Below are 24,032 nucleotides of genomic sequence, written 5' to 3'. Positions count from 1 at the left end.
GACAAAGCCAACCCCACCAAAATGTAGGGCGGCAAGACTCCGCGAAGTCATACCCGAAGCGCCAGCAACCATCCTCCCCCAACCAGCCTCCGGCCAGTCACCATCTATTAGAGACTCCGCTCGACCAGCGAACGTAGGAGGCTCGACCAGCGGACGCAAGGACGCTCGACCGGCGGGCGGGGGTCTCGACTTCGCTCGACCAGCAAGAAGGGCTCGACCAGCGAACGTAGGGACGCTCGACCAGCAGGGCGAAGTGCGGAATAGATGGCCAGGCCATAGGGTTGAAGGCGAAGAATTGTTCAGAAAGTTGAAATCCTGTCTACGCCAACTAATTACCCTCGGATCGCTGTCGTCGTGCTGTGCGCGGCAGGCATCGTCGTCTCGCTCATGCAGACGATCATCGTCCCCCTCATACCGCAACTCCCTGACCTCATTCACACCTCGTCGAGCAACGCCTCCTGGGCGCTGACTATCACGCTCCTGGTCGGAGCCGTGGCGACACCGATCGCAGGTCGGCTGGGCGACATGTACGGCAAGCGGCGCGTGATGATCGGCAACATGGTCTCGGTGGCCGTCGGCTCAGCGATCTGTGCCGTGTCGACAGCGCTGTTGCCGTTCCTGCTCGGGCGCGCCCTCCAGGGTGTGGGCATCGGGACCATCGCAGTCGGCATCAGCATTCTGCGCGACATCGTCCCGGCTAATCGACTCGGTTCGTCGGTCGGCGCCATGAGCGCATCGCTCGGAGTGGGCGGCGCGCTCGGCCTACCGTTCGCAGCCGTCATCGCTGAACAGATCAGTTGGCATGCACTGTTCTGGATCAGCGCCGCGACCGCGGTCGCGGGTGGGATCGCTCTGCGGTTGTGCGTACCCGAGAGCGAGGAACGCGCAGGCGGCAGGTTCGACGTGATCGGAGCCATCGGCCTCACAGCGGTTCTGACGTTCGTCCTGCTGCCGGTGTCGAAGGGCGCGGAGTGGGGCTGGGCCGAACCGTTCACCCTCGGACTGTTCGCGGCATTCGTTGTGGCCGCAGTCATCTGGTGGCGATGGGAACGTCGTGCCACGAACCCTCTCATTGACCTCGACGTCCTCACCAGCAAGCCGATCATGCTGACGAACATTGCGTCGATCGCGACCGGATTCGCGTTCTACGCGTCGCAGATGGCGCCCATCCAGCTCCTCATGGCTCCGACCGAAACACCTGGCGGCGTCGGCATGACCATGGTCATGGCCAGCCTCGTCCTGATGCCGATGGGTCTGGTCATGTTCGGCTTCTCGTACGTCAGCGCATGGCTGACCGATCGGCGCGGTGCACGCATCTCCCTGGCGTTCGGCGGCCTGGTGATCGGTGCAGGCTATGTGGTCTTCCTGCTCGCGCTCGTCGGTCCGTGGACCGTGAACTGGCTGTCGATCCTTCTATCTGGAGCGTTCGTCGGCGCGGGCCTCGGCCTCGCGTACTCGGCCATGCCCGCCCTCATCATGCAAGTGGTCCCGACGTCTCAGACCGGGGAGGCCAACGGCGTCAACGCCCTCATGCGAGCCATCGGCACGTCGACGTCGACCGCAGTGGTCGGCATGCTGCTCACTGCGTCGACCGTCTCCACTTCGACACGCAGCGGGATCGTCGTCACTCCGACGATCTCGGCGTACTCGGCGACCGTCCTGGTGTGTCTGGCCGTATGCCTCATCGCCTTCTTCAGCTCCATGGCGATCCCGCGACACAAAGCGTTGGTCGTCGACGACGTCGCCTGCTGACGACGCTGACCCGGAACACAGCGGCACACCGGACACACGAAACGACCCCCGAGAGCGATCTCGGGGGTCGCGTCGTATCAACGTCGGCTGTCAGGTCAGACGCTTGCCTCGTCGAGCAGCGCGTTCAACGTCGCGCTCGGGCGCATCGCCGCCGCCATCTTGTCGACGTCGGCTTCGTAGTAGCCACCCAGGTCGACCGGGTTGCCCTGTACCGCAGACAGTTCGTCGATGATCTTCTGCTCGTCGGCGGCGAGCTTCTCGGCGACAGCAGTGAAGTGCGACGCGAGTTCCGTGTCCTCCGACTGTGCTGCGAGCTCTTGCGCCCAATAGAGGGCGAGGTAGAACTGGCTGCCTCGGTTGTCGAGCTCACCGGTCGTGCGCGACGGCGACTTCCGGTTCTTCAGCAGTGTTCCGGTCGCCGCGTCGAGCGTCTCGCCGAGCACGCGAGCCTTCGCGTTGTCGTTCTTGCGCCCCAGATCGTCCAGGCTCGCAGCGAGGGCGAGGAACTCGCCCAGCGAGTCCCACCGCAGATGGTTCTCCTCAACGAGCTGTTTGACATGCTTCGGCGCACTGCCGCCCGCGCCCGTCTCGTACAAGCCGCCGCCCGCCATCAGTGGAACGATCGACAGCATCTTGGCGCTGGTGCCCAGTTCGAGGATCGGGAACAGGTCCGTGAGGTAGTCACGCAGAATGTTGCCCGTCACCGAGATGGTGTCGAGTCCGCGCCACGCACGCTCGAGCGTGTAGCGCATGGCACGCACCTGCGACATGATCTGGATGTCGAGGCCCTCGGTGTCATGATCCTGCAGGTACTTCTTGACCAGCGAGATCAGGTTGTTCTCGTGGGGGCGGTACGGGTCGAGCCAGAACACGGCGGGCATGCCCGACTCCCGCGACCGCGTGACCGCGAGCTTCACCCAGTCGCGGATCGGGGCGTCTTTGACGATGCACATGCGCCAGATGTCGCCCGCCTCGACGTCCTGCGACAGCAGAACCTCGCCGGTCGACGCGTCGACGATGTTCGCGACTCCGCCCTCGGGGATCTCGAACGTCTTGTCGTGCGAGCCGTACTCTTCAGCCTTCTGCGCCATGAGGCCGACGTTCGGGACGGTGCCCATGGTGGTCGGGTCGAACGAGCCGTTGGTCTTACAGAAGTTGATGATCTCCTGGTAGATACGAGCGAACGTCGACTCCGGCATCACTGCCTTGGTGTCCTTCTTACGACCGTCGGCGCCGTACATCTTGCCGCCGATACGGATCATGGCGGGCATCGACGCGTCGACGATGACATCGCTCGGCGAGTGGAAGTTCGAGATGCCGCGGGCCGAGTCGACCATCGCCAGTTCCGGCCGGTGCTCGTGGCAACGGTGGAGATCTTCGACGATCTCCTCCTTCTTCGACGCGGGGAGGGTCTCGATCTTGTCGTACAGATCCGCCATGCCGTTGTTGACGTTGACGCCGAGTTCGTCGAACAGGTCTCCGTGCTTGGCGAAGGCGTCCTTGTAGAAGACCTTGACGCAGTGTCCGAAGACGATCGGGTGCGAGACCTTCATCATGGTCGCCTTGACGTGCAGCGAGAACATGACGCCGGTCTCCTTGGCGTCGTTGAGCTGCTCCTCGTAGAAGTCCAGCAGCGCTTTCTTGCTCATGAACATGCTGTCGATGACGTCGCCCTCGTCCAGCGGAACCGTCTTCATCAGATGGGTCTGACCGTCGGGGGTCACGACCTCCATACGCGCCTCGCATGCATGGTCCAGGATCATCGACTTCTCGCCTGCGTAGAAGTCGCCGTGCGTCATGTGCGCGACGTGCGACTGCGACGCCATCGACCACTTGCCCATGTTGTGCGGGTTGGCCCGGGCGTACTCCTTCACCGCGTTCGGCGCACGACGGTCCGAGTTGCCTTCGCGGAGAACCGGGTTCACGGCGCTACCGAGGCATGCTGCGTACCGGTCGCGGATCTGCTCCTCTTCAGGAGTCTTCGGGTCCTGCGGGAAGTCCGGGACTGCGAAGCCCTTCTCCCGGAGCTCCCGGATCGCGGCGTTCAGCTGCGGCACCGAAGCGCTGATGTTCGGCAGCTTGATGATGTTGGTCTCCGGCAACTGGGTGAGGCGACCCAACTCTGCGAGGTTGTCGTCAACCTTCTGCTCGTCGGTCAGGTAGTCCGGAAACGCGGCCAGGATTCGCGACGCGACTGAGATGTCGCTCGTCTCGACGTCGATTCCGGCTGGCCCGGCGAAAGTGCGGATGATCGGCAGGAACGCTGCAGTCGCCAGGCGGGGAGCCTCGTCGGTGAGCGTGTAGATGATCGTCTGCTTCTGGGAGGTCATGAGTGTCGCTGCCTCTTCTCGATCGTGTTCTTGTGGAACTCGTTATTTGCGTCGCTGACATTGTCCCGCTTGTTGTGACCCGGTGCATCCGGTCCTCGTTTTTGCGAGGCAGCGCACACACCATGGGTCACCGACCAGCACCGCTTGCTGTGGACAGCGGTGCGGATCTGTCAGCGAATGTCAGATCGGGTGAAATCGACCGGTGTCTACCGGCGATTTGCAGTGCTCGGGACGGCGTTGTCGAGCCGAGCGCTTCCACCGGCATCATACGCTGGAGACCGAACGATCCCTCGGCGGGTGAAGGCGTGTCTGGACGCCGCCGCACGGAGCAGACCGGTGGCTCAAGCCTGCTGCCGAGAAGTCGACGCCTGCTCGTGCTCGCGGAGTTGCTCGTCGAGGGCGGAGTCGAGCGCCCGATCCAGTGCGCTGTACGCATTGGCGGTGGCGACCCGCCGCATGGCGGCGATCAGATCGGTTGCCCAAGCGACCTCATCCGGTGTCGTCGGGGTCCACCCGATCCCTTCACGTCGGATGAACTCGTCGTGTGCGGCGCGCATCAGGACTCGGACCGCCTCCGACAATTTGTCGGTGAACTCCGCGTGTGCGGCGACCACCGATTCGAACGGCATGCCGCGGTCGATCAACGTGGCGAGATTGCCTACGATCCGCGAATCGATCGCCTGTACGTCGCTCGATCCGTCGATCCGACTCACGATCCCCGCGTTCACCAACCGGTCGATGGTCTCGTCGTCGGCCGCACCCAGCTTCGCCGCCAACTCTCGTCGCGACATCCGACGACTCGGCTCCCGCGACCAATGCTCGCCGAGTACGTCCGCGAGCTCGAGCGCCTCGCCGACTCGTGCGCGAGGGTTGGTAAGAAACGTCGCGATGTGCTTGAGATTGAATCCCTTACCGAGTAGGTCGTTGATCGCCCGCAGGTTCGCCAGGTGTCGTTCGGTGTAGATGGCCACCCGCCCGCGCCGCAGCGGTGCGGGCAAGAGTCCCCGTTCCTGGTATCCGCGGATGTTCCGGGTCGTGGTGCCCGACTCACGTGCGAGATCGTCGATCCGGTACTCGGTCATCGACCGACCTTATCCCGACATCGCAGGCTCCGAAGCGTCGCGGGGCTCCGAGGCGTGCACGAGAATTCGGTAGTCCTGCAGATCCACTCGCGCTAATTGTTTCGTGTACTGGGTCGCGAATCCGGGGAACATCGTGGCGTTGAATCCGTCCTCGGTGAGATACCAACTCTGACAGCCCGAGTTCCACGTCGTCGCTCCGAGACGCTTCTGGATGTCCCGGTTGTACGCCGACTGGACTTCTTCTCGGACGTCGAGCGCCTTCCAATCGTTCTTCTCGATCATGGTGACGGCGTCGGTGATGTAGTCGATCTGCGCCTCCATGTAGACCAGCGCCGAGTTGTGGCCCGGCCCGGAGTTCGGACCGAACGTGATGTGCAGATTCGGATATCCGGCCACGTTCACACTCCGGTATGCGTATGCGCCGCCTGCCCATTCGTCGGCGAGCACCCGCCCGCCGACACCGGTGACCGGGAACGGCGTCCCCTGTTTGCCGACGTCGAATCCGGTCGCGAACACGATGACATCCGCCTGATGCTCGACGCCTTCGACGGTACGGATTCCCTTCGGTGCGATCCGCGCGATCGGCCAGGTGACGAGTTTGCAGTTGTCGGCCTGCAGCGCTGGGTAATAGTCGCTGGTCATCAGCAGGCGTTTGCAGCCCGCCGAGAAGTCCGGCGTCAGCTGGCGGCGCAGCCACGGATCCCGCACCTGCAGACGGAGATTGAGTCTGCTCACCGTCTCTACGACACGGGTGAGCGGCGTGTCCCATACGACACCCAAGGCGATCGACTCATGACCCCAGTACCAAGCCGCACGAGCAAGTCGCTGCGCGCCCGGGACCACACGATAGACGCCCTTGGCGAACTCGCCGGTCTCGACGTCGACTCGGGGCAGGACCCACCCCGGAGTCCGCTGGAACACCTTCACCGACGCCGCCGACCGGACAAGATGCGGCACGATCTGCACGGCGCTCGCCCCGGTGCCGACCACCGCGACCTTCTTGCCGGTGAAGTCGTAGTCGTGATCCCATCGGGCGCTGTGGATCTTGCACCCATCGAAATCGTCGATACCGCGGAGATCCGGGAACGACGGATTCGCCAGCGGCCCGGCCGCCATGATCACCGACCGCGCCTTCACAGCCCGGCGACGGCCCGCGAAGCGCACGGTCCACTCCCCCGACGCCTCGTCGTACGAGAGGCCAACCACCTCGCGCCGGAAGCGGATGTGCTCGGCGACGCCGAACGAAGCGACCATCTCGTCGATGTAGTCGAGGATCTCGGCGCTGCCCGAGTAGGTGTGCGACCACTCGGGGTTCGGCGCGAAACTGTACGAGTACAGATGGGACGGGATGTCGCAGGCGGCGCCCGGATAGGTGTTGTCGCGCCAGGTCCCGCCGACGCGATCGCCACGTTCGAAGACGACGAAGTCGTCGATGCCCTTCTGTTTCAACTTGATTGCCGCGCCGATCCCCGCGAATCCGGCGCCGATGACGGCTACTGCGATGCTCATGTGCGTGCCTCTCAGGCTGCCGGCTCGTAGGTCAGTTCCTGCGACCACGAGGGAGTTCGGTGGACGAGCGCGAACGGGATCTTTCCGGTGACTTTGACCAGACTGTCGGCGACCAGGTGGTACGGCAGGTTGTTGCGGTTGATAACCCACGCGCCGTGCATCGACACGAGTCGATACATCGGCAGCCGATGGACGAATTCGCTGCGCTCGCCCACCGAGTGGTACTTCCGCATCGCGACGTAGAGCTTCTCCTCGTCGACACCCATCGCGACGATGTTGTCGCGCATCTTGTTCAGCAACGGCATGTAGCTGAGGAAGCCGACCAACAGCGACGGGTTGAGCCAGCCGCCGATGAAGTCGGTGAGCAGCTTGCGGAGGTCCGCGTGGCCGAGGATGTCCATCACCTCGTAGTCGACGGCGAGATGCCGCGACTCGTCGGAGTTGATGTGGCGGAACACGTCCTGGGCGACCGGATCCCTCACCTCGTCGGTGATGAATTTGATGAGTGCACCGTCGAGTGCGACTTCGAGCATCGGGATCACCGTGCCAAGGAACGACAGCGACATGCCGTCGGCGTGCTTGTCGAGGAAGTTGATGATCAGTTGCACATTGACGTTCGGCGACGGGATCTCGTCGGCGTCGAGCATCCCCCAGCGCCGCATCAGCGCGAGCTCGGCGTTGGCGTGCTTCTGCTCTTCGGCGTGGAAATGCTCATAGATGCTCTTGAGGGTGGGAGTCGGGGCCTTCTTCGCCATTGCCGCGAATCCGCGAGCTCCGACGTTCTCGATCCACATCAGGTCCGAGAGGAACGGCTTGAGTTTCGCGTGCAGTTCCGGCTCGATGAGTTCGGCGCCCGGCCCCTCCCAGTCGATGTCGGCGAGCGCCCACTGGCGCTCTTTGATCATTGCCAGCATGCGGTCCATGTCCATGGCCATGACGAGTCTCCTTCGGCGGTTCTAGCGGGTTCGGACGGGTTCGACGGCGTCGGCCGACGCGGCCGGTTGTTCCTCGGGCAGCAGACGGTTCAAGAGCCCGGCGCCCCACGTGTACGGCGCCGGAAGATGCCGTTTGAGATGCCAGACGAGGGTCGCGTCGATCTGCGGTACGACGTAGAGGCGTCCGAGATCATTCGCGTCGAGCGTCGCTGCGGCGACACTCTTCGGGGAGTGGCCGGTCTTCTCCATCAGCCAGTCGGCGAGTCCGCGACCGGTGTCGGTGATCCGGCCGTCGCGCGCCACGTTGGTCTTGACGAACGTCGGGCAGAGGACAGTGACGGCGACTCCGGTTCCGCTCATTTCGGCGGACAGCGTCTCCGACAGCGACATAACGCCTGCCTTGCCGACGTTGTACGGCCCCATCGTCGGCGCCGCGGCGAATCCTGCGGCCGACGCGACGTTGATGATCCCGCCCTTACCAGCTGATCGGACGAGCGGCGCGAAGGTCTCACAGCCGTGGATCACTCCCCACAAGTTGATACCGAGCGCCCAGTTCCAGTCGTCCATACCGACCTCGCCGACCGGCCGTCCGCCGATGCCTACTCCCGCGTTATTGACGACGAGCGTCGGTGGACCACCGAACTCGTGGACGACCACGTCCGCAAGCTTGACGACGTCGTCCAGGACGCTGACGTCGCAGAACTGCGCGACTGCGCGACCGCCCGCCGCGGTGATCATCCCGGCGGTCTCGGCGGCGCGATCGGGGTCGATGTCGGCGCAGACGACGTGACCGCCGCGGGCAGCGAGTTCCACAGCGAACGCTCGACCGATGCCGCTGCCCGCGCCGGTGACGACCGCGTCGGCTCCGTGGCTGCGTCGGGCGCGGACCAGGTTGACGAGCAGCGAGTCGACCGGAGTCACGATGCCACTCCTTCTTCGGTGCGGCTGAGATCGAACGCGTCGGCGACGAAGTCGCGGACGCGGCGCAAGGCGGCGTCGGGCTCAGGACCCAATCGCGGCAGCGCTTGGAAGACGTGCATCTGCTCCGGCCACAACTCGTTGGTCACGACCCCGCCGCGGGCGGCGAAGTTCTCGGCGAAGTGCCGTGCGTCGGCCTGCAGCATCTCCGCACCTCCCGACTGGACCAGCACCGGAGGGCAGTCGCGGGCGCTGCCGTACCGGAGCGTCAGACGAGGATCCTGAAAGTCGGCGCCGACGGTGTAGAGCTCGACGAGACGGCGGGCCCGAGCCGCCGAAACCATCGGATCTCGACGAACCCGCTCCTGCTGCGCCGCCAGACCGAAGGTCAGGTCGACGACCGGTGAGAACATCACGGCGCACGCGGGCAGAGACTGCTGCGCGGCAGCACGGTTCAACAGGAACGCTGCTGCAAGGTGTCCGCCTGCGGAGTCTCCGACGACGGCGATGTCTGCTGGGTCGTATCCCCGCGCGATCAGCCACTCCCACCCCGCGTCGACGTCGTCGGCCGCCGCCGGAAATCGGTGCTCAGGCGCGAGCCGGTAATCGAGGACGAACGCGGGGAGGCCGGTGATCTGCGACAGACGCGCCGCAAGACTCCGATGCGTCGCCGGCGAGCACATCATGTAGGCGCTCCCGTGAAGGAAATAGACGACTCGAGCCGACGTGCGGTCCACGCCGGGGCCGTACACCCATTCGCCCCGCACACCTCCGGCGTCGACCTTCTCGATCGTCGTTCCCGTGGGCATCGAGCCGAAGGCGCGCATCAGAGTCGCGATCGTCCGTCTGGCCAGCCGCACTCCGGACGGACCCGTTCCGACGAACTGGGTGAACGTCCCGAGCATGACTCTGGTGGCCAGCGCTGCCGCCCTCGACCGCTGCGACGCCGAGACAGGCACCGGCTCGGCTCTCTGTGTTTCAACCATGAATAGATGGCACCACCCACTGTGCCAATTGTCAATGGCACGGTTACTGATGGCCCTGTCTGCACTCCGCTCCTCCTGCTTCATTCGCGCAAGCGGACACCCTTCCCCCTTGTGACAGAATGGATTTACGCGAAACTCTGCAGAAACGGGGCGCCAGTGCTCGGAATCGTTCTCCTCGCGATAGGTCTCGTCGGTCTGACGCTGACGCTCCTGTCGCTAGTCGGCTTCGAGTTCGGCTCGTTTGACATCCACCTCGGTGACTCCGGTGCGGGCCTCGTGTCGGTCGCCACTCCGTTCCTGACCGGTTTCGGACTGTTGTCCGGCGGTCTCCTCGTCTTCGACGCAGCCAGCACGCCCGTCGCGCTCCTGTCCGGGGCGGTCGCGGGAATCGTGTTGGGGCTCGTCGCGTTCGCCGTGCTCGGCTACCTCGTCGGGTCCGAAGAGGAACTGCCGTCGTACGACCTCCTCGGCTCGACGGTCCGCATCGTCGAACCGGTCGCTCAGGGCCGATTCGGCACCGCCGAGGTCGCGACCCCACTCGGCACACGGCAGGTCACCGTCACCTCGGAGGAGTCATTCGCCTACAACGACCGAGCGGTCATCGTCGAGAAGATCGACAGTCGCGAAGGTTTCTATGTCTCGTCGTTGACATTCGACGAGGCCACTCACCCAGAAGGGAATGATCACCCATGACCGCGATCATCACGGCCGTGGCCGTCGTAGCCGTCCTGCTCGTGCTCGTCGTACTCCTGCTCCTGTCGCGCTATCGCGTGCCCGGCGCCGAGGAGGCGTTCATCGTCACCGGTACCGGCAAGGGACATCAGGGCAAGGTGTACCGCGGCACCGGGACGTTCGTTCTGCCCGTCGTGCAGCGAGCCACCCGCGTCCAGCTGTCGTCGATCAAAGCCGATCTCGACACGTCGACACCTGCCAACGACGGCATCGAACTGAAGGTCCGCGGCGTGGCCGTGGTGAAAGTCGGTGACACCCCGGAGTCCATCCTCAAAGCCGGTCCCCGCTTCGGCGACGACCTGAACCGAGTGAAGTTGCTCGTCACCGAACAGTTGTCCGGTGAACTGCGCTCGATCGTCGGCACCATGACGGCCAAGAGCATCCTCGTCGACCGGCAGCAGCTCGTCGACCAGGTCGCCCAGTCGATCAAGGAGATCCTCGGCAATCAGGGTCTGCTCCTGGACAGCTTCTCGATCAACGACGTCCAAGACTCGGATGGCCAGTACTTCAGCGACCTCGCTGCCAAGGAACGATCGGATCAGGCGGCCATCGCCTCCCAGTCCCGCGCGGAAGCTCACCGGGTCGCCGAGCAGAGTCGGATCGCCAACGAGCAGGCGATCATCGAGCAGCAGCGTGAACTCGACATCCAGCGTGAGGCCGCCCGCCAGGCCACCGACCGTGCGGCGGCCGAGGCGGACGCGGTGCGTCCCCTCGTCGAAGCCGAGCGTCGCCGCATTCAGGTCGAGAAGGACAACGAGGTCGCCGAGCAGAACGCTCGCCTGCGCGACACCCAGCTCGACTCGGAGGTTCGTCGTCCGGCGGAGGCCGACCTGTACGCGGCGCAGCAGCGCGCCGAAGCCCGCAAGGCGGAGATCACCGCCGAGGCCGAAGCGCAGGCCGAGAGCATCCGCATCAAGGGCGAGGCCGAGGCCGACGCACTGGAGAAGCGGGCCGCGGCGCTCGGCAAGCTCGACAAGGTCGGTCAGCTCGAACTGGTCCTGGGCAAACTGCCCGAGATCGTCAGCGCTGCTTCCGAGCCGCTCACCGACTCCAACATCACGCTCATCGGAGATTCGGTCAGCCCGCTCACCCGCAGCGCAGGCAGCGGTGTCGCAAGCACTCTCGAAGTGATCCGCTCGACCACCGGCATCGACGTCGCCAGCATGCTCGCCGACCTCGGCGACTCCTCGGGCGGAGACAAGAAGCTCGAAGACTGACCCGCTGGTCGAGCGGAGCGGTCTCGACTCCGCTCGACCAACGGAAGGACCGCCGACCGGACCGTACGCCTGCGATCGAGCGGTACTTTTGCTGATCGAGCGGTACCCCCGTTGATCGAGCGGAGTCGAGATCCCCCGGCTCCACAACAGGTCTCGACTCCGCTCGACCGACAGGGGCTTTCGTCTACTGCTCGTCGACCAGCCGACGAACGGAGGCTGGCATGGTGCCGCCGATGTCGGCGAGCGGCTCGCCGTAGACGGTGCTGACCGGAATCACGCCGGTCCACTCGTCGGTGTCGACGCCTGCTCCCCCGCTTCGGGCCTTCGCGGTCCATTGACCATCAACGATCGGCAGCCGAAGGGTTCGCGTCGCCGCGATCTCCTTCGCGGTGATCAGCGGCGTCTCGGACGAGCGCCCCGGGACGATGCTGTCCGTCAACGCTGCGAGGGCTGCGGCCTCGTCGTCCACCGGTTCGAGGATCCCGCGCACCACCACGGCACGATAGTTCGCGGAATGGTCGAACATCGTGTTGGAGACGACGAGGCCATCCAACACGTACGCGGTGACCGTGACGGCAGCCCCTTCCGCGACGTGACGGAGCAGCCCCGCCCCAGTCGAACCATGAACGATTACGTCGTCGCCCAACCGGGCCAACACCATGGGGACCGACCACGGCCAGCCCTCGACGACGGTCGACACGGTGCCTACCAACGCTTCGTCGAGTACCTCGTCGAGGAGATCTCGGTCCCCGCCTCGGTCCGGCTTTCGAGTCAACGTCCTGAGGTTCTCCGGTTCAGTCGCCATGCCTTCGATCTCACGCGAATCGCGCCGGGAGTTCAACCCACTCGACCAGTGATCTCGACTCCGCTCGATCAGCAGAGGGACCGCTCGACCGGCGGTGGTGCCGCTCGACCAGCGATCTCGACTCCGCTCGATCAGCGTAAGGACTGTCGCGCGACCGGGAGAGGAAACTCCCGCCGACCGCTACCGTGGGACGCATGCTGACACCTCGCGTCAAACTCGACAAGCAGAATCCCGACGTCTACAAGCGACTGGTCGCTGTGTCGCTCGGGGTCGCAGAGGCGGCGGCAGAGGCCGGACTCGACCGCCGGATCGTCGAACTCGTCAATCTTCGCTGCTCGCAGATCAACGGGTGCGCATTCTGTCTCAGCCTCCACCACGCCGACGCGATCAAAGCCGGTGCGACCGAGCAGCAGATCGCCGTACTACCGGCGTGGCGCGAGGCACCGTCGATTTACGACGACCAGACGAAAGCCGCGCTCGACCTCGCCGAAGCAGTGACCGAGTTGCCGAGCCACGAAGACGCGAACTGCGCATACGAACGCGCCGCCGACATCCTCGACGCGGCGCAGATCTCTGCCGTGACATGGGCGGCCATCACGATGAACGCCTTCAACCGCGTGTCGATCATGAGCGCGCACAACGTACGTCCGCGGTAGGTCTCGACTGCGCTCGACCAGCAGAAAAGGGCTCGACCAGCAGAAAAGGGCTCGACCAGCAGAAAAGGGCTCGACCAGCAGAAAAGGGCTCGACCAGTGGTCTAGCGCGACTTGAGGAACTCGAGGGCTTCCGGAGTCGCACGGTCGACGATGTCGCCGACGTCGTCCTCGTGCTTGGAGATGTACCGCGCGACGAGAGGACAGATCGGGACGATGCGCTGTCCGGCCGCGCGAGTGTCGGCGAGAGCCTGGCGAATCAGGACCGAACTCAGGCCACGGCCCGAGAACTTGTCGTCCAACTCGGTGTGCGGGAATATGCGTTGACCGTCGTGGTCGACGAACTCCGTGAAACCTGCGAGTTCTCCGTCGACGGTGATGTCGTAACGACCTGCTGCGTCGTTGCGGGTGACCTCGACCTGCTCGGTGCTCTCACTCATGACTGTCCGGGCCTCCTTCTCGGCTTGAGCCGACTGTTGGGGAGCGGCGGCGCGGGAATCCGTTCATCGGAGTCCCAGCCGTCTACTGATCCGAAACGCTCTGCGGCGCTCTCCCATTCCTCACGGTAAGCGACGATCTCGTCGTGATCGCGCCCAACGAAGTTCCACCACATGATGAGGTCCTCTCCGAACGGCTCCCCGCCCAGCAGGATCACCCGGGCGGGAGCGTCGGTCGGATTCTCCACCGTGAGGGTCGACGACCCCGGACCCACATAACAGAGGCTCGCGTGGCCGATCTCCACGCCTGCGACGACGAGCCGCTCCGTGTCGAGGATCGCGCCGTGCTCGAAACTCGGGTCCACAGACAGGTTCACCCGCGCCCCCGGCGTCAGGACCAGTTCCGCACCGAGCAACGGCGTCGCGGTGACGACGGGCGACGTCGAACCGCCGAGGGCGCCGATGAAGACGCGTGCGGTCCCCGCCTCGGTCCCATCGACCCCGGCCAACGGCACCGCATCAGGTACGAAGTGTTGAAATCCGTTGGGCTCGTCACGAACCGCGTCGGGCAGAGCGAGCCACAACTGCATGCCGTGAAGGACGTCAGTGGCTGTGGTCGACACCTCCGAATGGCTGATCCCGTGGCCCGCCGACATCAAGTTGAGCTCGCCGGGCACGACCATCGCGTGGACGCCCGCGCTGTCGCGGTGCTCGATCTCGCCTTCGAACAGCCAACTGACGGTCTGCAATCCGGTGTGCGGGTGCGGTAGAACCCGCATACCGCCGCTCGAGGACACCGGCTCCGGACCGTAGTGGTCCGCGAAACACCAGGCGCCGATCATCGAACGATCACGTGTCGGCAGCGTACGCCGAACCAGCATCGCGCGGATCCCGCCGAGCGGTACTTCCCGGGGTGTCACGACTTCAACGCCGTCCGACGCGGTCCCCGAGCAACCGACCTCGTCAGGCTGGACTTCGAGATTGCTCATGCCGCCGAGGATAGCCGTCCGCCGACGCTCACGCTTGAAGACGGAACCGCAGTGCTGCAAGCAGGTCGTCGACCGCCGAGACGAGGACGTCGACGCGTGCGGCAGCGTCGGGCGCGACCAGCGCTTGCTGCCGGTCGGCTGCACCCAACGGCAGCTCCGACGTCGCACGGAAGCTCGCCGCGGTCGCATCGTGGCCGGAATAGTCGACCGGTTCGGCGAGTTGCGAAGCGATCCACCGCAGTTGGGGGTCGCGGCGCCCGCCCTGTCCACACAACAGCTGCAGTTGCGCGCGCCGATCCAGCAGTACGGACCAGACGGGGTCGTCGCCGTCGGCATCCGGCAGATCCCGTGTCCGGGCTCGCGGGTACGGGTCGTCGGGCAACCATTCGTCGACGGCGATCCGCTGGACGCCTGCGCACAGCAGGGAGTACTGCCGGGGTCCGCTCTCCGCCCACTCCTTGACCCACGCCAGCGTGCCGACATTCCCTCGGGCGTCACCGCCGCCGACCTCGGACCCGCGTTCGATCAACACGACGCCGAACGTCGAGTCCGCGGCGGTCACGTCATCGAGCATGTCGGCGTACCGGGGCTCGAAGATGCGGAGCGGCAGTTGTTCACCGGGCAGCAGGACCGAACCGAGCGGAAACATCGGCGTCGTCATGACAGGTCGTCCAGGCGTGGCGACTGTTCGATCAGAAGAGTCGGAGTACCCAGGACTCGTTCCCGGACCGTGCACACACGGGTCCCCGGCTTGCGCCCCTCGCGGACCTCACTGGTGTCCAGCCCGGCCTCGACGATGCGCTCCTGGTCGGCGTCGATGTCCTCTGTCAACCACGCGATCCCACCGAACCGGTCGCGATCGGTCATCGCAGGACCTGCGACGACTTCGACGACCACCGTCGGTGTCCGAAAGAACAGTTGGTCCAGCCCGTCGCCGAGCGGCCGCACTCGACGCAGACTCAGTCCGAATCGCCCCGCGTACAACGCGATCGCCGCATCCGCGTCGGAATGCGTGAGAACGATGTGATCGAGCACCGGCCACTCGACTTCCCGACCGATCGCCTCCGTCACGCCGATCGGCGCGTGGTCGGTGGCCGACAGACCTCGCCGTTCGAGTTGGGCGCGCGCCCGAGCCTCGTCGGGAACCACGAAGTCGACTGACGGATCCGAGTCCGCGTCGAGCAGGACGAGCGACCCGTTGGCCGCCGCCCACTGGCGGTCGGCCGCCGGTGCGCCGAGCAGGATCCGATAGGCGCGTGTCGCCGCGTCGACGTCGGCGACGGGGATGCCGATACGGACGTCGGATGCAGCGATCGGATCGTTCGAGTTCCTCACGGCCCCATGGTCCCACAACCCGCCGCAGGGAACGGGGCCGTTCCGGCCGATCGCGCCCTAGCGTATGAATGACCACATCATGTCCACACCCGGAGGAGACGCCGTGTCCGTTGACACCGATCGTGCGGCGGACGACGATCCCGATTCCGGCGCTGAGAGTCCGCCCGCACGCTCGCGGGTCCGACGCTGGGCGACGACCTACGGTGGGCGGCTCTCGTTCACCGGTGCGGTCATCGCCACCGTGTTCTTGTGGTTCTCGGCCACTCCCTCGCTATTGCCGCGCGGGCCGCTGTTCCAGGGAGTCGTGAGTGCGGGCGCCGCCGCCGTCGGCTACCTGCTGGGAGCCTTCTTCGCTTGGTTCGCAAGGTATCTCGTCTCGCGCTCCGAGCCGTGGCCGCGCCCGCGCCGCGCCGCGTGGATCGTCCTCGGCGTCGTCGCCGCGGCAGGCACCGCGGTGATGCTCTACTGGTTCGCGCGGTGGCAGGACGAGCTCCGCGATCTGATGGGCGTCGATCGCCTCTCCTGGGGCGCGTACCCGCAGATCCTGGCAATCGCCGTCGTCGTGTTCTTGGTACTTCTACTGCTCGGTCAGGCGTGGGGCGCACTGGTACGCCTACTGACTCGTCGATTGAGCAGACATGTCCCGCCACGGATCTCGGCAGCCGTCGCAGTCATCGTCGTGCTGGTGGCCAGTCTCGTATTCGTGAACGACGTCGTCGCGAAGAACACGATGCGCGCGCTCAATTCGACGTTCGCGGCGGTCAATGACGAATCCACCCCCGACTCGGAGCCACCGACCTCGCCGTTGCGATCAGGCGGTCCGGAGTCGCTGGCGCGTTGGGAGAGCTTGGGCCGGATGGGACGTGCGTTCGTGTCCACCGGGCCGAGCGCCGCTGAGATCGGCGAGTTCACCGCGCGTCCGGCGCAAGAGCCGATCCGCGTCTACGCAGGCATCGACTCAGCGCCTGACATCGACGCCGCCGCAGACCTCGCCGCCCGCGAACTCGTCCGTGCAGGCGGCCTCGATCGAGCAGTCATCGGCATCGCGTCCACCACCGGCACCGGCTGGATCAACCGCGCCAATCCGGATTCGCTCGAGTACATGTTCAACGGCGACACAGCCATGGTGTCGATGCAGTATTCGACGCTGCCGAGTTGGCTGTCGTTCCTCGTCGACCAGGAGCGTGCCAGGCAGGCGGGCCGAGCGTTGTTCGAAGCCGTCGACAAACTGGTCCGCGAAGTACCCGAAGCGCAACGCCCGAAGATCGTCGTGTTCGGTGAGAGCCTCGGATCCTTCGCAGGCGAGTCGCCGTTCGGGTCCATCCCGACGATGGCCGCCCGCACCGACGGAGTCCTACTGACGGGACCCACGTTCAGCAACACGTTGTGGCGGGACACGACTAACGACCGCGACGCCGGTTCGCCCGAGTACCTCCCCGTCGTCGACGGCGGCGAACAGGTCCGTTTCATCAGTGACGCAGCAGATCTGGACCGCCCGACCGACGAGCCGTGGTCGACTCCCCGGATCGTGTACCTCCAGCACGCGTCCGATCCGATCTCATGGTGGTCGCCCGATCTGATCCTGTCCGAACCGGACTGGCTCGACGAACGACGTGGGCCCGACGTCCTGGACGCCACACAATGGATCCCGTTCGTCACGTTCTTGCAGGTAGCGGCAGACATGGCCGTGTCCGTCGACGTCCCGGACGGCCATGGTCACAACTACCTCGCCTCGATCCCGAAAGCCTGGGCGAGGATCCTCGAACCAGCGGGATGGACCGACGCCGACACCGAACGACTTCTGCCCCACCTGACCCGCGAGTGACCTGTCCTATCCATACCGGGACCTACCATTACCAGCGAGTAACATACGAAGGATGAGCAACGACGTGACTACACCCGATTACCGCGACAGCAACCAGTACCAGGCCTTCGACGTCCAGGTCGCCGACCATGTCGCCGAGGTGACCCTGATCGGACCGGGGAAAGGCAATGCGATGGGCCCGGACTTCTGGTCCGAGTTGATCCCACTGTTCGAAGGCATCGACGCCGACAAGGACGTCCGGGCGGTCGTGCTGACCGGTTCCGGCAAGAACTTCTCGTTCGGCCTCGACCTGCCCGCGATGGGCGGCGACTTCGCGCCGATCCTCGCCGAGGATGCAAAGGCCGCGCCGCGCACCGACTTCCACGACATGGTCAAGCGTATGCAGAGGGGCGTGAACGCGGTGGCCGACTGCCGCAAGCCTGTGGTCGCGGCGATCTCCGGCTGGTGCATCGGCGGCGGTGTCGACCTGATCACCGCTGCGGACATTCGCGTCGCCAGCACCGACGCCAAGTTCAGCGTGCGCGAAGTGCGAGTAGCGATCGTCGCCGACATGGGATCGCTTGCGCGACTGCCGTTGATCATCGGCGACGGTCACACTCGCGAACTCGCGCTGACCGGCAAGGACATCGACGCCGCTCGCGCCGAGAAGATCGGCCTCATCAGCGACGTGTACGACGACCAGGACGCCGTCCTGGCCGCAGCCCGCCGTACCGCAGCCGAGATCGCGGTCAATCCCCCGCTGGTCGTACAGGGTGTCAAGGACGTCCTGGACCACTCGCGCAGCGGAGCCGTGGCCGACAGCCTCCGCTACGTCGCAGCGTGGAACGCCGCGTTCCTACCGAGTAAAGACCTCACCGAGGCGATCACCTCCGTGTTCGAGAAGCGCCCCCCGAAGTTCACCGGCGAGTAGCCCCACCGCGGCGGAACCGCCCGCGAGGTCGCCGGAAATCGAACGAACGACCGATTAAGGCGATAAGCTCCCCGTGGTGGAGGGAGAGCTCGATGGAGCGACATCCCGGGAGTCAGGGTGCGGTTGCAGACTGTTCACCGTCCCGCGCTGCCACCGAGACCTCGCTGCGCGACTTGCTCGACCCGGTAGTGCGCGGATCGTCGCCCCGAGGCCAATCGGTGGCGGTCATCGGTCCCGCAGGCATCGGAAAGACGCACTTGACGGCCGCGTACGCCGAGTGGGCCCGCAGCATCACCGACTGTCACGTCCTCACTGCGCGTGGGGATCCGTTGCACAATCGGAGTGGATACGCTCTGGTCGGCGACCTCGTTGGGGCGGCTCCCGGGCATGACGATCCGGCCGAATTCGCGTTCGCGCGCATCGACCGACTCTGTTCGTCCGGTCCCGTCCTGGTGTGCGTCGACGACTTGCACCAGGTCGACGGCGCATCGTTGCGTGTGCTCCGTCGCCTCGTATGGGCTGCCCGCGATCTGCCGCTGGCCGTGCTTCTCGTCGGTCGGGCTCACCCGGTGCGCGACCAGGTCGATGCACTGCTGATCCAGACGGCGACCCGGATCCACCTCGCTGCGATGGCTGCGCCGGATGTCTTCGAACTCACGCACGCGGTTCTCGGCCGCCGACCGTCGCCGCGTCTGACGCACGCGTTGCGCGCCGCAGGCGGCAACCCGTTGTTCGTCAAAGAACTGCTACGCGCTCTGCGGTCCGCACGACTGCTCCACCAGGTCTCCGACGACGAGGTCGATCTCGTCGGTGACCACGGCGTGGCGGTCGGCGCCGAACTCGGACCGTTGGTCCGAGAGTCCTTGAGCGACCTCGACGACAGCGCCCTGGAACTGCTCGGCGTGCTCGCGGTCCGAGCCGCTCCGGCGCCTCTGGGCGAGATAGCCGAGATCATGTACACCACCGGCGACGCTCTGCGTCCCACACTCGATCATCTTCGCGACAGCGGGCTCGTGACCTACTCGCCGACCGAGCAGATCGTCGCGGTCGGCCACGACGTCTACCGTGACGGTGCCTACCAGCTGATGTACGCGCCGACCCGCCGTGCCCTGCACCGGCGAGTCGCGGCTGTCCTCGACGACAAGGGATCCTCGGCGGCCGTCGTCGCCGAACACCTGATGCGCGCTGCGGACGGTGCGGACTCACCACCGGACCAGACCGTCGCGCGTGTCCTCTGGCAGGCCATCGGCGAGTCCCGCGACTTCGCTCCCTCGGTCGCAGCTGAACTCCTCGCCGAAGTCCCGATCTACGCGGGAGACGAGTCGGCGCCGGCAGCCAGTGAGCAGGCCCGCGCACTGCTCTCGGCGGGACAGGTGCGCGAGGCAGTCGAGTTCGCCAGGGCCGAACTCGCGAACGGCACCGACCCCGAGGCACTGTTCGAGGTCCTTCTCCGCTCACAGATCGACGGCGGGCAGACCACCGACGCTCTGCGGACACTGTCCGAACTCCTCGCGTCCCCGCATCTCGAGCCCGAGCTGCGCCGTGAACTCGAACAGACCCACGCCTGGGTCCGGATCCTGGCAGGCGATTGGCGAGACGCTGCAGCCGAGATCACCGCGACCCTCCCGGCGTTGATCGAGAACGACCATCGCGATGCACAGTCTCGCGCGCTGACCTCGCTGAGTTGTGCTGCCCACCTCGACGGCCGGTCTCTCGAAGCGGTCGCACTGATCGAGGAGAGCTTCGCACTCGACCTCGGCGATCAGGGACGTCGGGAGCGCACGACCGCGTTGATCTGGCCGCCGCTGTTCGAGTTGTACGCCCACGGCGTCGCCTCCGCTCGGCAGAGTGTGCAGGATGTGCGTGTTAGGGCACAGGAGTCCGGTAGCGGATGGCTCTCCCCCTATCACTGCTTCGTCGCCGCGGGCACCGCGTTCACTGCCGGCGACTGGAACCACGCAGTCGCCGAGTACACGGCAGGCCTGGAACTCGCCGAGGAGACGGGCAGCGGCTGGGTATCGATCGCCGTCGGTCAACTCGCTTACATCGAGGCGCATCGTGGGCGATTCCGCGAAGCCCAGGACCGGCTTCGCGAGTTCAGTTCGCGGCGGCTGCCGCTGCAGTTCGGGATGGACGATCCGGGCTGGGCGAATCTCGCGATCCTGGAGGTCGCAGGTAATCCGGCCGCGACCCTCGCGTATGCCCGCGCTTTCTGGACCGCAGCACGGGCATCGGGCGCCGCGTGGATGTTGCAGGTCGCCCCCGACGTGGCTCGGATCGGCCTCGTCTGCCGCGACCATCGCCTGACGGTACAGGTCGCCGATGCGGTGAGCGGGCTGGACACCTCAGGATGCCGAGCGGTGGCGCCAAACGTCGATCTCGTCGTCGGCATGTCCACGGGCGATGTGGACCTCATCGAGACAGCAGCACGGCGCGCCGCCGAATTCGAGTACACGATGACTGCGGCCGCCGCTCTCGAAGAAGCGGCCTGTGCGGCCGCCGTCGACCGGCAGCTCGCCCGTGCCCGCGGCCACGCCGACGAGGCCCTCGCGATCTACCAGCAGGCCGGAGCGTCGACCGACTGCGACCGCCTGCTGTCTCGGATCCGAGAACTGGGCGTTCGACGAGGGCCTCGTCAGAAGCACAGCCCGGCGCACAGCGGCCCGGCGAGCTTGACCGCCGCCGAGATGCGGGTGGCGCAACTCGTCCGGGACGGGCTCACTAATCCAGAGATCGGCGCGCGCCTCTACCTGTCGCCGCGGACGGTGCAGGTCCACGTCTCCCACATTCTCGGCAAGCTCGGAGTGCGGTCACGAGTCGAGGTAGCGACGGTGTTCACCGCCGCACCGCACGAGTACGCCCCGCACCCGGGAAACGCGGCTTTTCCGAGGCGCTGAGTCCCCGATCGGTCAAAGCTACGCCATTCGGCGGATGTCTCGCGGCGCAACCAGAGCGATGGTGGAATGCATGAACCCTCTCGCTGTGATCGTCGGTTTCCTCCCCTTCATCGCCTTCGACGTTCTGAGCGAGCGCGACTTCCACGACGCCATCGGCTGGGCGGCCGTGGTCGCGCTCGTCTTGACCGCCGTGTTCTTCGTGCTCGGCGACAAGCGGCACCGTGGATCGAGCGTGCTCAACGGAGCCGCTGTCGGCATCTTCGGAGTGATCGCCGCGATGGACTTCATCGGTGGACCCGACATCGAGCGATGGCTGGTGACATGGTCGGCGGCAGTTGTCATGGTGGCGTTGGGCGCGATCATCCTGGTTATGCTCCCGGTGCGCTCCTTCACCGAAGAGATCGCGAAACAGACTGTGCCTGAAGAGTTCTGGCGCACTCCCACGTTCATCCGGGTCAACCGGGTGCTGTCTGCACTCTGGGGAGGCGCGCAGGTCGTCCTCGGACTGCTGTCGGTCGTCGTCATCGCCGTCGGCGACAGCGGCGTCGACCTGTCGCGTGGCCACCTGGACCTGCTCCTGAACTGGGTCATCCCGATCGGCGTCTACATAGCGTTGATCCGGTTCACGATCGCCTACCCCGAGCGTGCGAAAGCCGCAGCCATCGCCGCCCGCGCCGGCCGACCGGTGGAGCAGACCGCATGACCGCCTCAGAGGTCGCGGCATCGCGAGGCCGGTTGCGTTTCGCTCCCGTCGATCCCGCCACGAATCCGCACCTGCGCGGCCCGTTCGAGTCGGTCGTCACCGAATCGGACCTCACCGGCCTCCGCGTCGTCGGCGAGGTTCCGGCTGAACTGAACGGGTCGTACGTGCGCAACGGTCCGAACCCCCGGTTCGCGCCGATCGGTTCGTACACCTACCCCGTCGACGGTGACGGCATGGTGCACCGGATCCGTCTGGTCGACGGTGCCGCCTCCTACTCGAATCGATTCGTCCGCACGCCCGCGATCGAACGCGAGGAACGGCGGGGGCATGCGATCTGGCCGGGTGTCATGAGTGGCGCCGTTCCCGACCCGGCAGACGTCGAACCCGACCTGGCGTACGTCACCCGTGACCTGCCGGACATCAACATCGTTCGCCACGCAGGGCGGATCCTCGCTCTCGCCGAGTCGGACAATCCGTTCAGGCTGTCTCCGGACCTCGAGACGTTGGGTCGCGAACTGTTCGACGGCGCGCTGCCCGCAGGGATCACTGCGCACCCGAAGGTCGATCCGCTCACCGGGGAGATGTTCACCTTCTGCTATCTGTTGGAGGCTCCGTATCTCACCTGGTCGTCACTCGGACCGGACGGTTCGGTGGTGCGTCCGCCGACGCCCGTCGCCGGGGTCGACGCACCCTGCATGATCCATGACATGGCACTCACGAGCACGAACCTCGTTCTGTTCGTGGCGCCCCTGTTGTTCGACGTGCACGCCGCCATGTCGGGCGGTTCACTGTTGTCCTGGCAGCCGGACCGCGGCACCTGGGTGGGACTCGTGCCCCGTGACGGCGGCCCGGTCCGGTGGTGCACACACGACGCGTTCTGGTTGTGGCACACCGCTAATGCCTTCGACGCCGACGCTGACGGCACGGGCGACGACCGAGTCGTCGTCGACTTCGTACGGCACGACCATCCCGGCATGGGGCTGTCCACCGCACCGAACACCACGTCGCTCGTCCGGACTGTCCTGGATCCTCGGTCGGGCGGGATGCACCACACCGTCGTCGACGACGCCGACATCGAGTTCCCGCGCATCGACGACCGCAGCATCGCCGGACGACACGACCGGATCGCCGTCTCCACCGACAGCGGCCGTCGGACACTCCCGATCGGCGCCGCCGACGCGCTCTACTGGTATCGGCCGTCCGACGGCAGACGGAAGGGGTGGATCTCCGACGATCTGTTACTCGGCGAACCCGCGTTCGCAGCCCGCCCCGGCGACCCGGACCCCGACCACGGTTGGTGGATGACCTTCGCCACCGATGCCGACGCGACAACGAGCCAGTTCCTGGTGTTCGCCGCGTCTGACCCGGACGCGGGACCCGTCGCCCGCGTCGAGATCCCCGTGCGCGTCCCCCTCGGACTGCACGGCAACTGGCTCCCGGAAGAGAACTAGCAGAGAGGAGGTCTCCCGCCGTTCAGCGGTGCCGTTCCCATCCCCCAACTGAACTGCACCGCCGAACGGCACCCGGACGACCGTCTCGGCGCGCGAAAGGCCGATCAGGGCCGGGGCGACAACCGGAACACCGGGATGACGCGTTCGGTGCGCTGCTCGTAGAGGTCGAAGTTGGGCCAGACCGCGCGGAGCGTCTCCCACGCCGAAGCCCGCGCGTCGCCGGACAGTTCGACGGCCGAGAACTCGGTGCCGCGGATCGTCACCGACCCCGCAGCACGCACGTTGAACACCCAGGCGGGAGCCTTGGGACCGCCGAAGTACGAACCCGTGATCAACCAGTCGTCACCATCGGGAACGGCGAGCAGCGTCGTGCTGCGCAGCTGTCCGCTCTTACGTCCGATGACCGTCATCGTCACGCTCGGCAGCCCGGCGATCTGCAGCAGGCACCCCCGGCCGCCGCTCACCTTCTGGATCAGGTCATCGGCCTTCACGATCGTCGGCAGATACTCGGACATCCGAGGATACGATCCGATCTTGATGGCGAGCGGCGTCAGGAGTCCCACGGT

At 66.0% G+C, this 24,032-nt stretch carries 21 protein-coding genes; 9 read left to right on the top strand and 12 right to left on the bottom strand.

Annotated elements, in window-relative coordinates; all coding sequences use genetic code 11:
- The first annotated feature begins 354 nt into the window (after positions 1-354).
- On the top strand, positions 355-1,752 hold the full coding sequence (locus tag L5G32_RS16380; RefSeq protein ID WP_237012140.1) for an MFS transporter: 1,398 nt from the start codon (positions 355-357) through the stop codon (positions 1,750-1,752).
- 95 nt (positions 1,753-1,847) lie between these two features.
- On the opposite strand, the gene L5G32_RS16375 is transcribed toward L5G32_RS16380, so the two are convergent.
- From L5G32_RS16375 to L5G32_RS16350, 6 genes are all read right to left on the bottom strand, one after another.
- Entirely contained in the window at positions 1,848-4,082 is a 2,235-nt protein-coding gene (locus L5G32_RS16375; RefSeq protein ID WP_237012139.1) for an NADP-dependent isocitrate dehydrogenase, read from the bottom strand.
- A 341-nt stretch (positions 4,083-4,423) separates the two neighbouring features.
- Complete coding sequence (locus tag L5G32_RS16370; RefSeq protein WP_237012138.1) at positions 4,424-5,164, bottom strand: MerR family transcriptional regulator; 741 nt, start codon at positions 5,162-5,164, stop codon at positions 4,424-4,426.
- Positions 5,165-5,173: 9 nt separating this feature from the next.
- Positions 5,174-6,673 carry a flavin-containing monooxygenase gene (locus L5G32_RS16365; protein WP_237012137.1) on the bottom strand — a complete coding sequence of 500 codons (1,500 nt, stop codon included), beginning with the start codon at positions 6,671-6,673 and terminating at the stop codon, positions 5,174-5,176.
- Between the two features lie 11 nt (positions 6,674-6,684).
- Positions 6,685-7,608: a ferritin family protein gene (locus L5G32_RS16360; protein WP_237012136.1), complete on the bottom strand. Its 924-nt coding sequence runs from the start codon at positions 7,606-7,608 to the stop codon at positions 6,685-6,687.
- Positions 7,609-7,629: 21 nt separating this feature from the next.
- Positions 7,630-8,532: an SDR family NAD(P)-dependent oxidoreductase gene (locus L5G32_RS16355; RefSeq protein WP_372491712.1), complete on the bottom strand. Its 903-nt coding sequence runs from the start codon at positions 8,530-8,532 to the stop codon at positions 7,630-7,632.
- Complete coding sequence (locus L5G32_RS16350; RefSeq protein WP_237012134.1) at positions 8,526-9,512, bottom strand: alpha/beta hydrolase; 987 nt, start codon at positions 9,510-9,512, stop codon at positions 8,526-8,528. Before L5G32_RS16350 ends, L5G32_RS16355 begins: the two co-directional genes overlap by 7 nt.
- A 156-nt stretch (positions 9,513-9,668) precedes the next feature.
- Between L5G32_RS16350 and L5G32_RS16345 the strand changes: the two genes are divergently transcribed.
- Entirely contained in the window at positions 9,669-10,205 is a 537-nt protein-coding gene (locus L5G32_RS16345; protein WP_237012133.1) for a hypothetical protein, read from the top strand.
- Positions 10,202-11,461: a flotillin family protein gene (locus tag L5G32_RS16340; protein ID WP_237012132.1), complete on the top strand. Its 1,260-nt coding sequence runs from the start codon at positions 10,202-10,204 to the stop codon at positions 11,459-11,461. Before L5G32_RS16345 ends, L5G32_RS16340 begins: the two co-directional genes overlap by 4 nt.
- Before the next feature lie 184 nt (positions 11,462-11,645).
- Here the strand turns inward: L5G32_RS16340 and L5G32_RS16335 are convergent, their stop codons facing one another.
- Positions 11,646-12,266: a pyridoxamine 5'-phosphate oxidase family protein gene (locus L5G32_RS16335; RefSeq protein WP_237012131.1), complete on the bottom strand. Its 621-nt coding sequence runs from the start codon at positions 12,264-12,266 to the stop codon at positions 11,646-11,648.
- 194 nt (positions 12,267-12,460) lie between these two features.
- Between L5G32_RS16335 and L5G32_RS16330 the strand changes: the two genes are divergently transcribed.
- Positions 12,461-12,922 carry a carboxymuconolactone decarboxylase family protein gene (locus L5G32_RS16330; RefSeq protein WP_237012130.1) on the top strand — a complete coding sequence of 154 codons (462 nt, stop codon included), beginning with the start codon at positions 12,461-12,463 and terminating at the stop codon, positions 12,920-12,922.
- Between the two features lie 101 nt (positions 12,923-13,023).
- On the opposite strand, the gene L5G32_RS16325 is transcribed toward L5G32_RS16330, so the two are convergent.
- The 4 genes from L5G32_RS16325 to L5G32_RS16310 are packed head-to-tail and all read right to left on the bottom strand — an operon-like array spanning position 13,024 to position 15,680.
- The gene (locus tag L5G32_RS16325) at positions 13,024-13,359 is read right to left on the bottom strand and encodes a GNAT family N-acetyltransferase (protein WP_237012129.1); all 336 of its coding nucleotides are present in this window, start codon (positions 13,357-13,359) and stop codon (positions 13,024-13,026) included.
- The gene (locus L5G32_RS16320) at positions 13,356-14,345 is read right to left on the bottom strand and encodes a pirin family protein (RefSeq protein ID WP_237012128.1); all 990 of its coding nucleotides are present in this window, start codon (positions 14,343-14,345) and stop codon (positions 13,356-13,358) included. Before L5G32_RS16320 ends, L5G32_RS16325 begins: the two co-directional genes overlap by 4 nt.
- A gap of 28 nt (positions 14,346-14,373) precedes the next feature.
- Positions 14,374-15,006, bottom strand: a complete 633-nt coding sequence (locus L5G32_RS16315) for an LON peptidase substrate-binding domain-containing protein (RefSeq protein WP_237012127.1) — start codon at positions 15,004-15,006, stop codon at positions 14,374-14,376.
- Positions 15,003-15,680 (bottom strand): VOC family protein, encoded by a 678-nt coding sequence (locus tag L5G32_RS16310; RefSeq protein WP_237012126.1) that lies wholly within the window; start codon positions 15,678-15,680, stop codon positions 15,003-15,005. The genes L5G32_RS16315 and L5G32_RS16310 overlap by 4 nt, the downstream gene beginning before the upstream one ends.
- A gap of 79 nt (positions 15,681-15,759) precedes the next feature.
- Here L5G32_RS16310 and L5G32_RS16305 point away from each other — a divergent pair, with 79 nt between their 5' ends.
- The 5 genes from L5G32_RS16305 to L5G32_RS16285 all read left to right on the top strand — a co-directional run bounded on the left by L5G32_RS16305 (position 15,760) and on the right by L5G32_RS16285 (position 23,466).
- A complete protein-coding gene (locus tag L5G32_RS16305) occupies positions 15,760-17,505 on the top strand; it encodes an alpha/beta hydrolase (RefSeq protein WP_372491711.1) in 1,746 nt (581 codons plus the stop codon).
- Positions 17,506-17,569: 64 nt separating this feature from the next.
- Entirely contained in the window at positions 17,570-18,415 is an 846-nt protein-coding gene (locus L5G32_RS16300) for a crotonase/enoyl-CoA hydratase family protein (RefSeq protein WP_372491710.1), read from the top strand.
- A 92-nt stretch (positions 18,416-18,507) separates the two neighbouring features.
- Positions 18,508-21,312: a LuxR C-terminal-related transcriptional regulator gene (locus L5G32_RS16295; RefSeq protein ID WP_237012123.1), complete on the top strand. Its 2,805-nt coding sequence runs from the start codon at positions 18,508-18,510 to the stop codon at positions 21,310-21,312.
- Between the two features lie 70 nt (positions 21,313-21,382).
- The gene (locus L5G32_RS16290) at positions 21,383-22,015 is read left to right on the top strand and encodes a hypothetical protein (RefSeq protein WP_237012122.1); all 633 of its coding nucleotides are present in this window, start codon (positions 21,383-21,385) and stop codon (positions 22,013-22,015) included.
- Entirely contained in the window at positions 22,012-23,466 is a 1,455-nt protein-coding gene (locus L5G32_RS16285; protein ID WP_237012121.1) for a carotenoid oxygenase family protein, read from the top strand. Before L5G32_RS16290 ends, L5G32_RS16285 begins: the two co-directional genes overlap by 4 nt.
- Before the next feature lie 104 nt (positions 23,467-23,570).
- Here L5G32_RS16285 and L5G32_RS16280 read toward each other — a convergent pair whose 3' ends face one another.
- Complete coding sequence (locus tag L5G32_RS16280) at positions 23,571-24,029, bottom strand: nitroreductase family deazaflavin-dependent oxidoreductase (RefSeq protein WP_237012120.1); 459 nt, start codon at positions 24,027-24,029, stop codon at positions 23,571-23,573.
- Between the last annotated feature and the right edge of the window lie 3 nt (positions 24,030-24,032).

The sequence above is a fragment of the Gordonia zhenghanii genome (genome assembly GCF_021738965.1).
In the GTDB taxonomy this organism is placed as follows: Bacteria; Actinomycetota; Actinomycetes; order Mycobacteriales; family Mycobacteriaceae; genus Gordonia; species Gordonia zhenghanii.
Note: the sequence above shows the minus strand (reverse complement) of the source record. Positions and strands in the feature narration are given on the sequence as shown.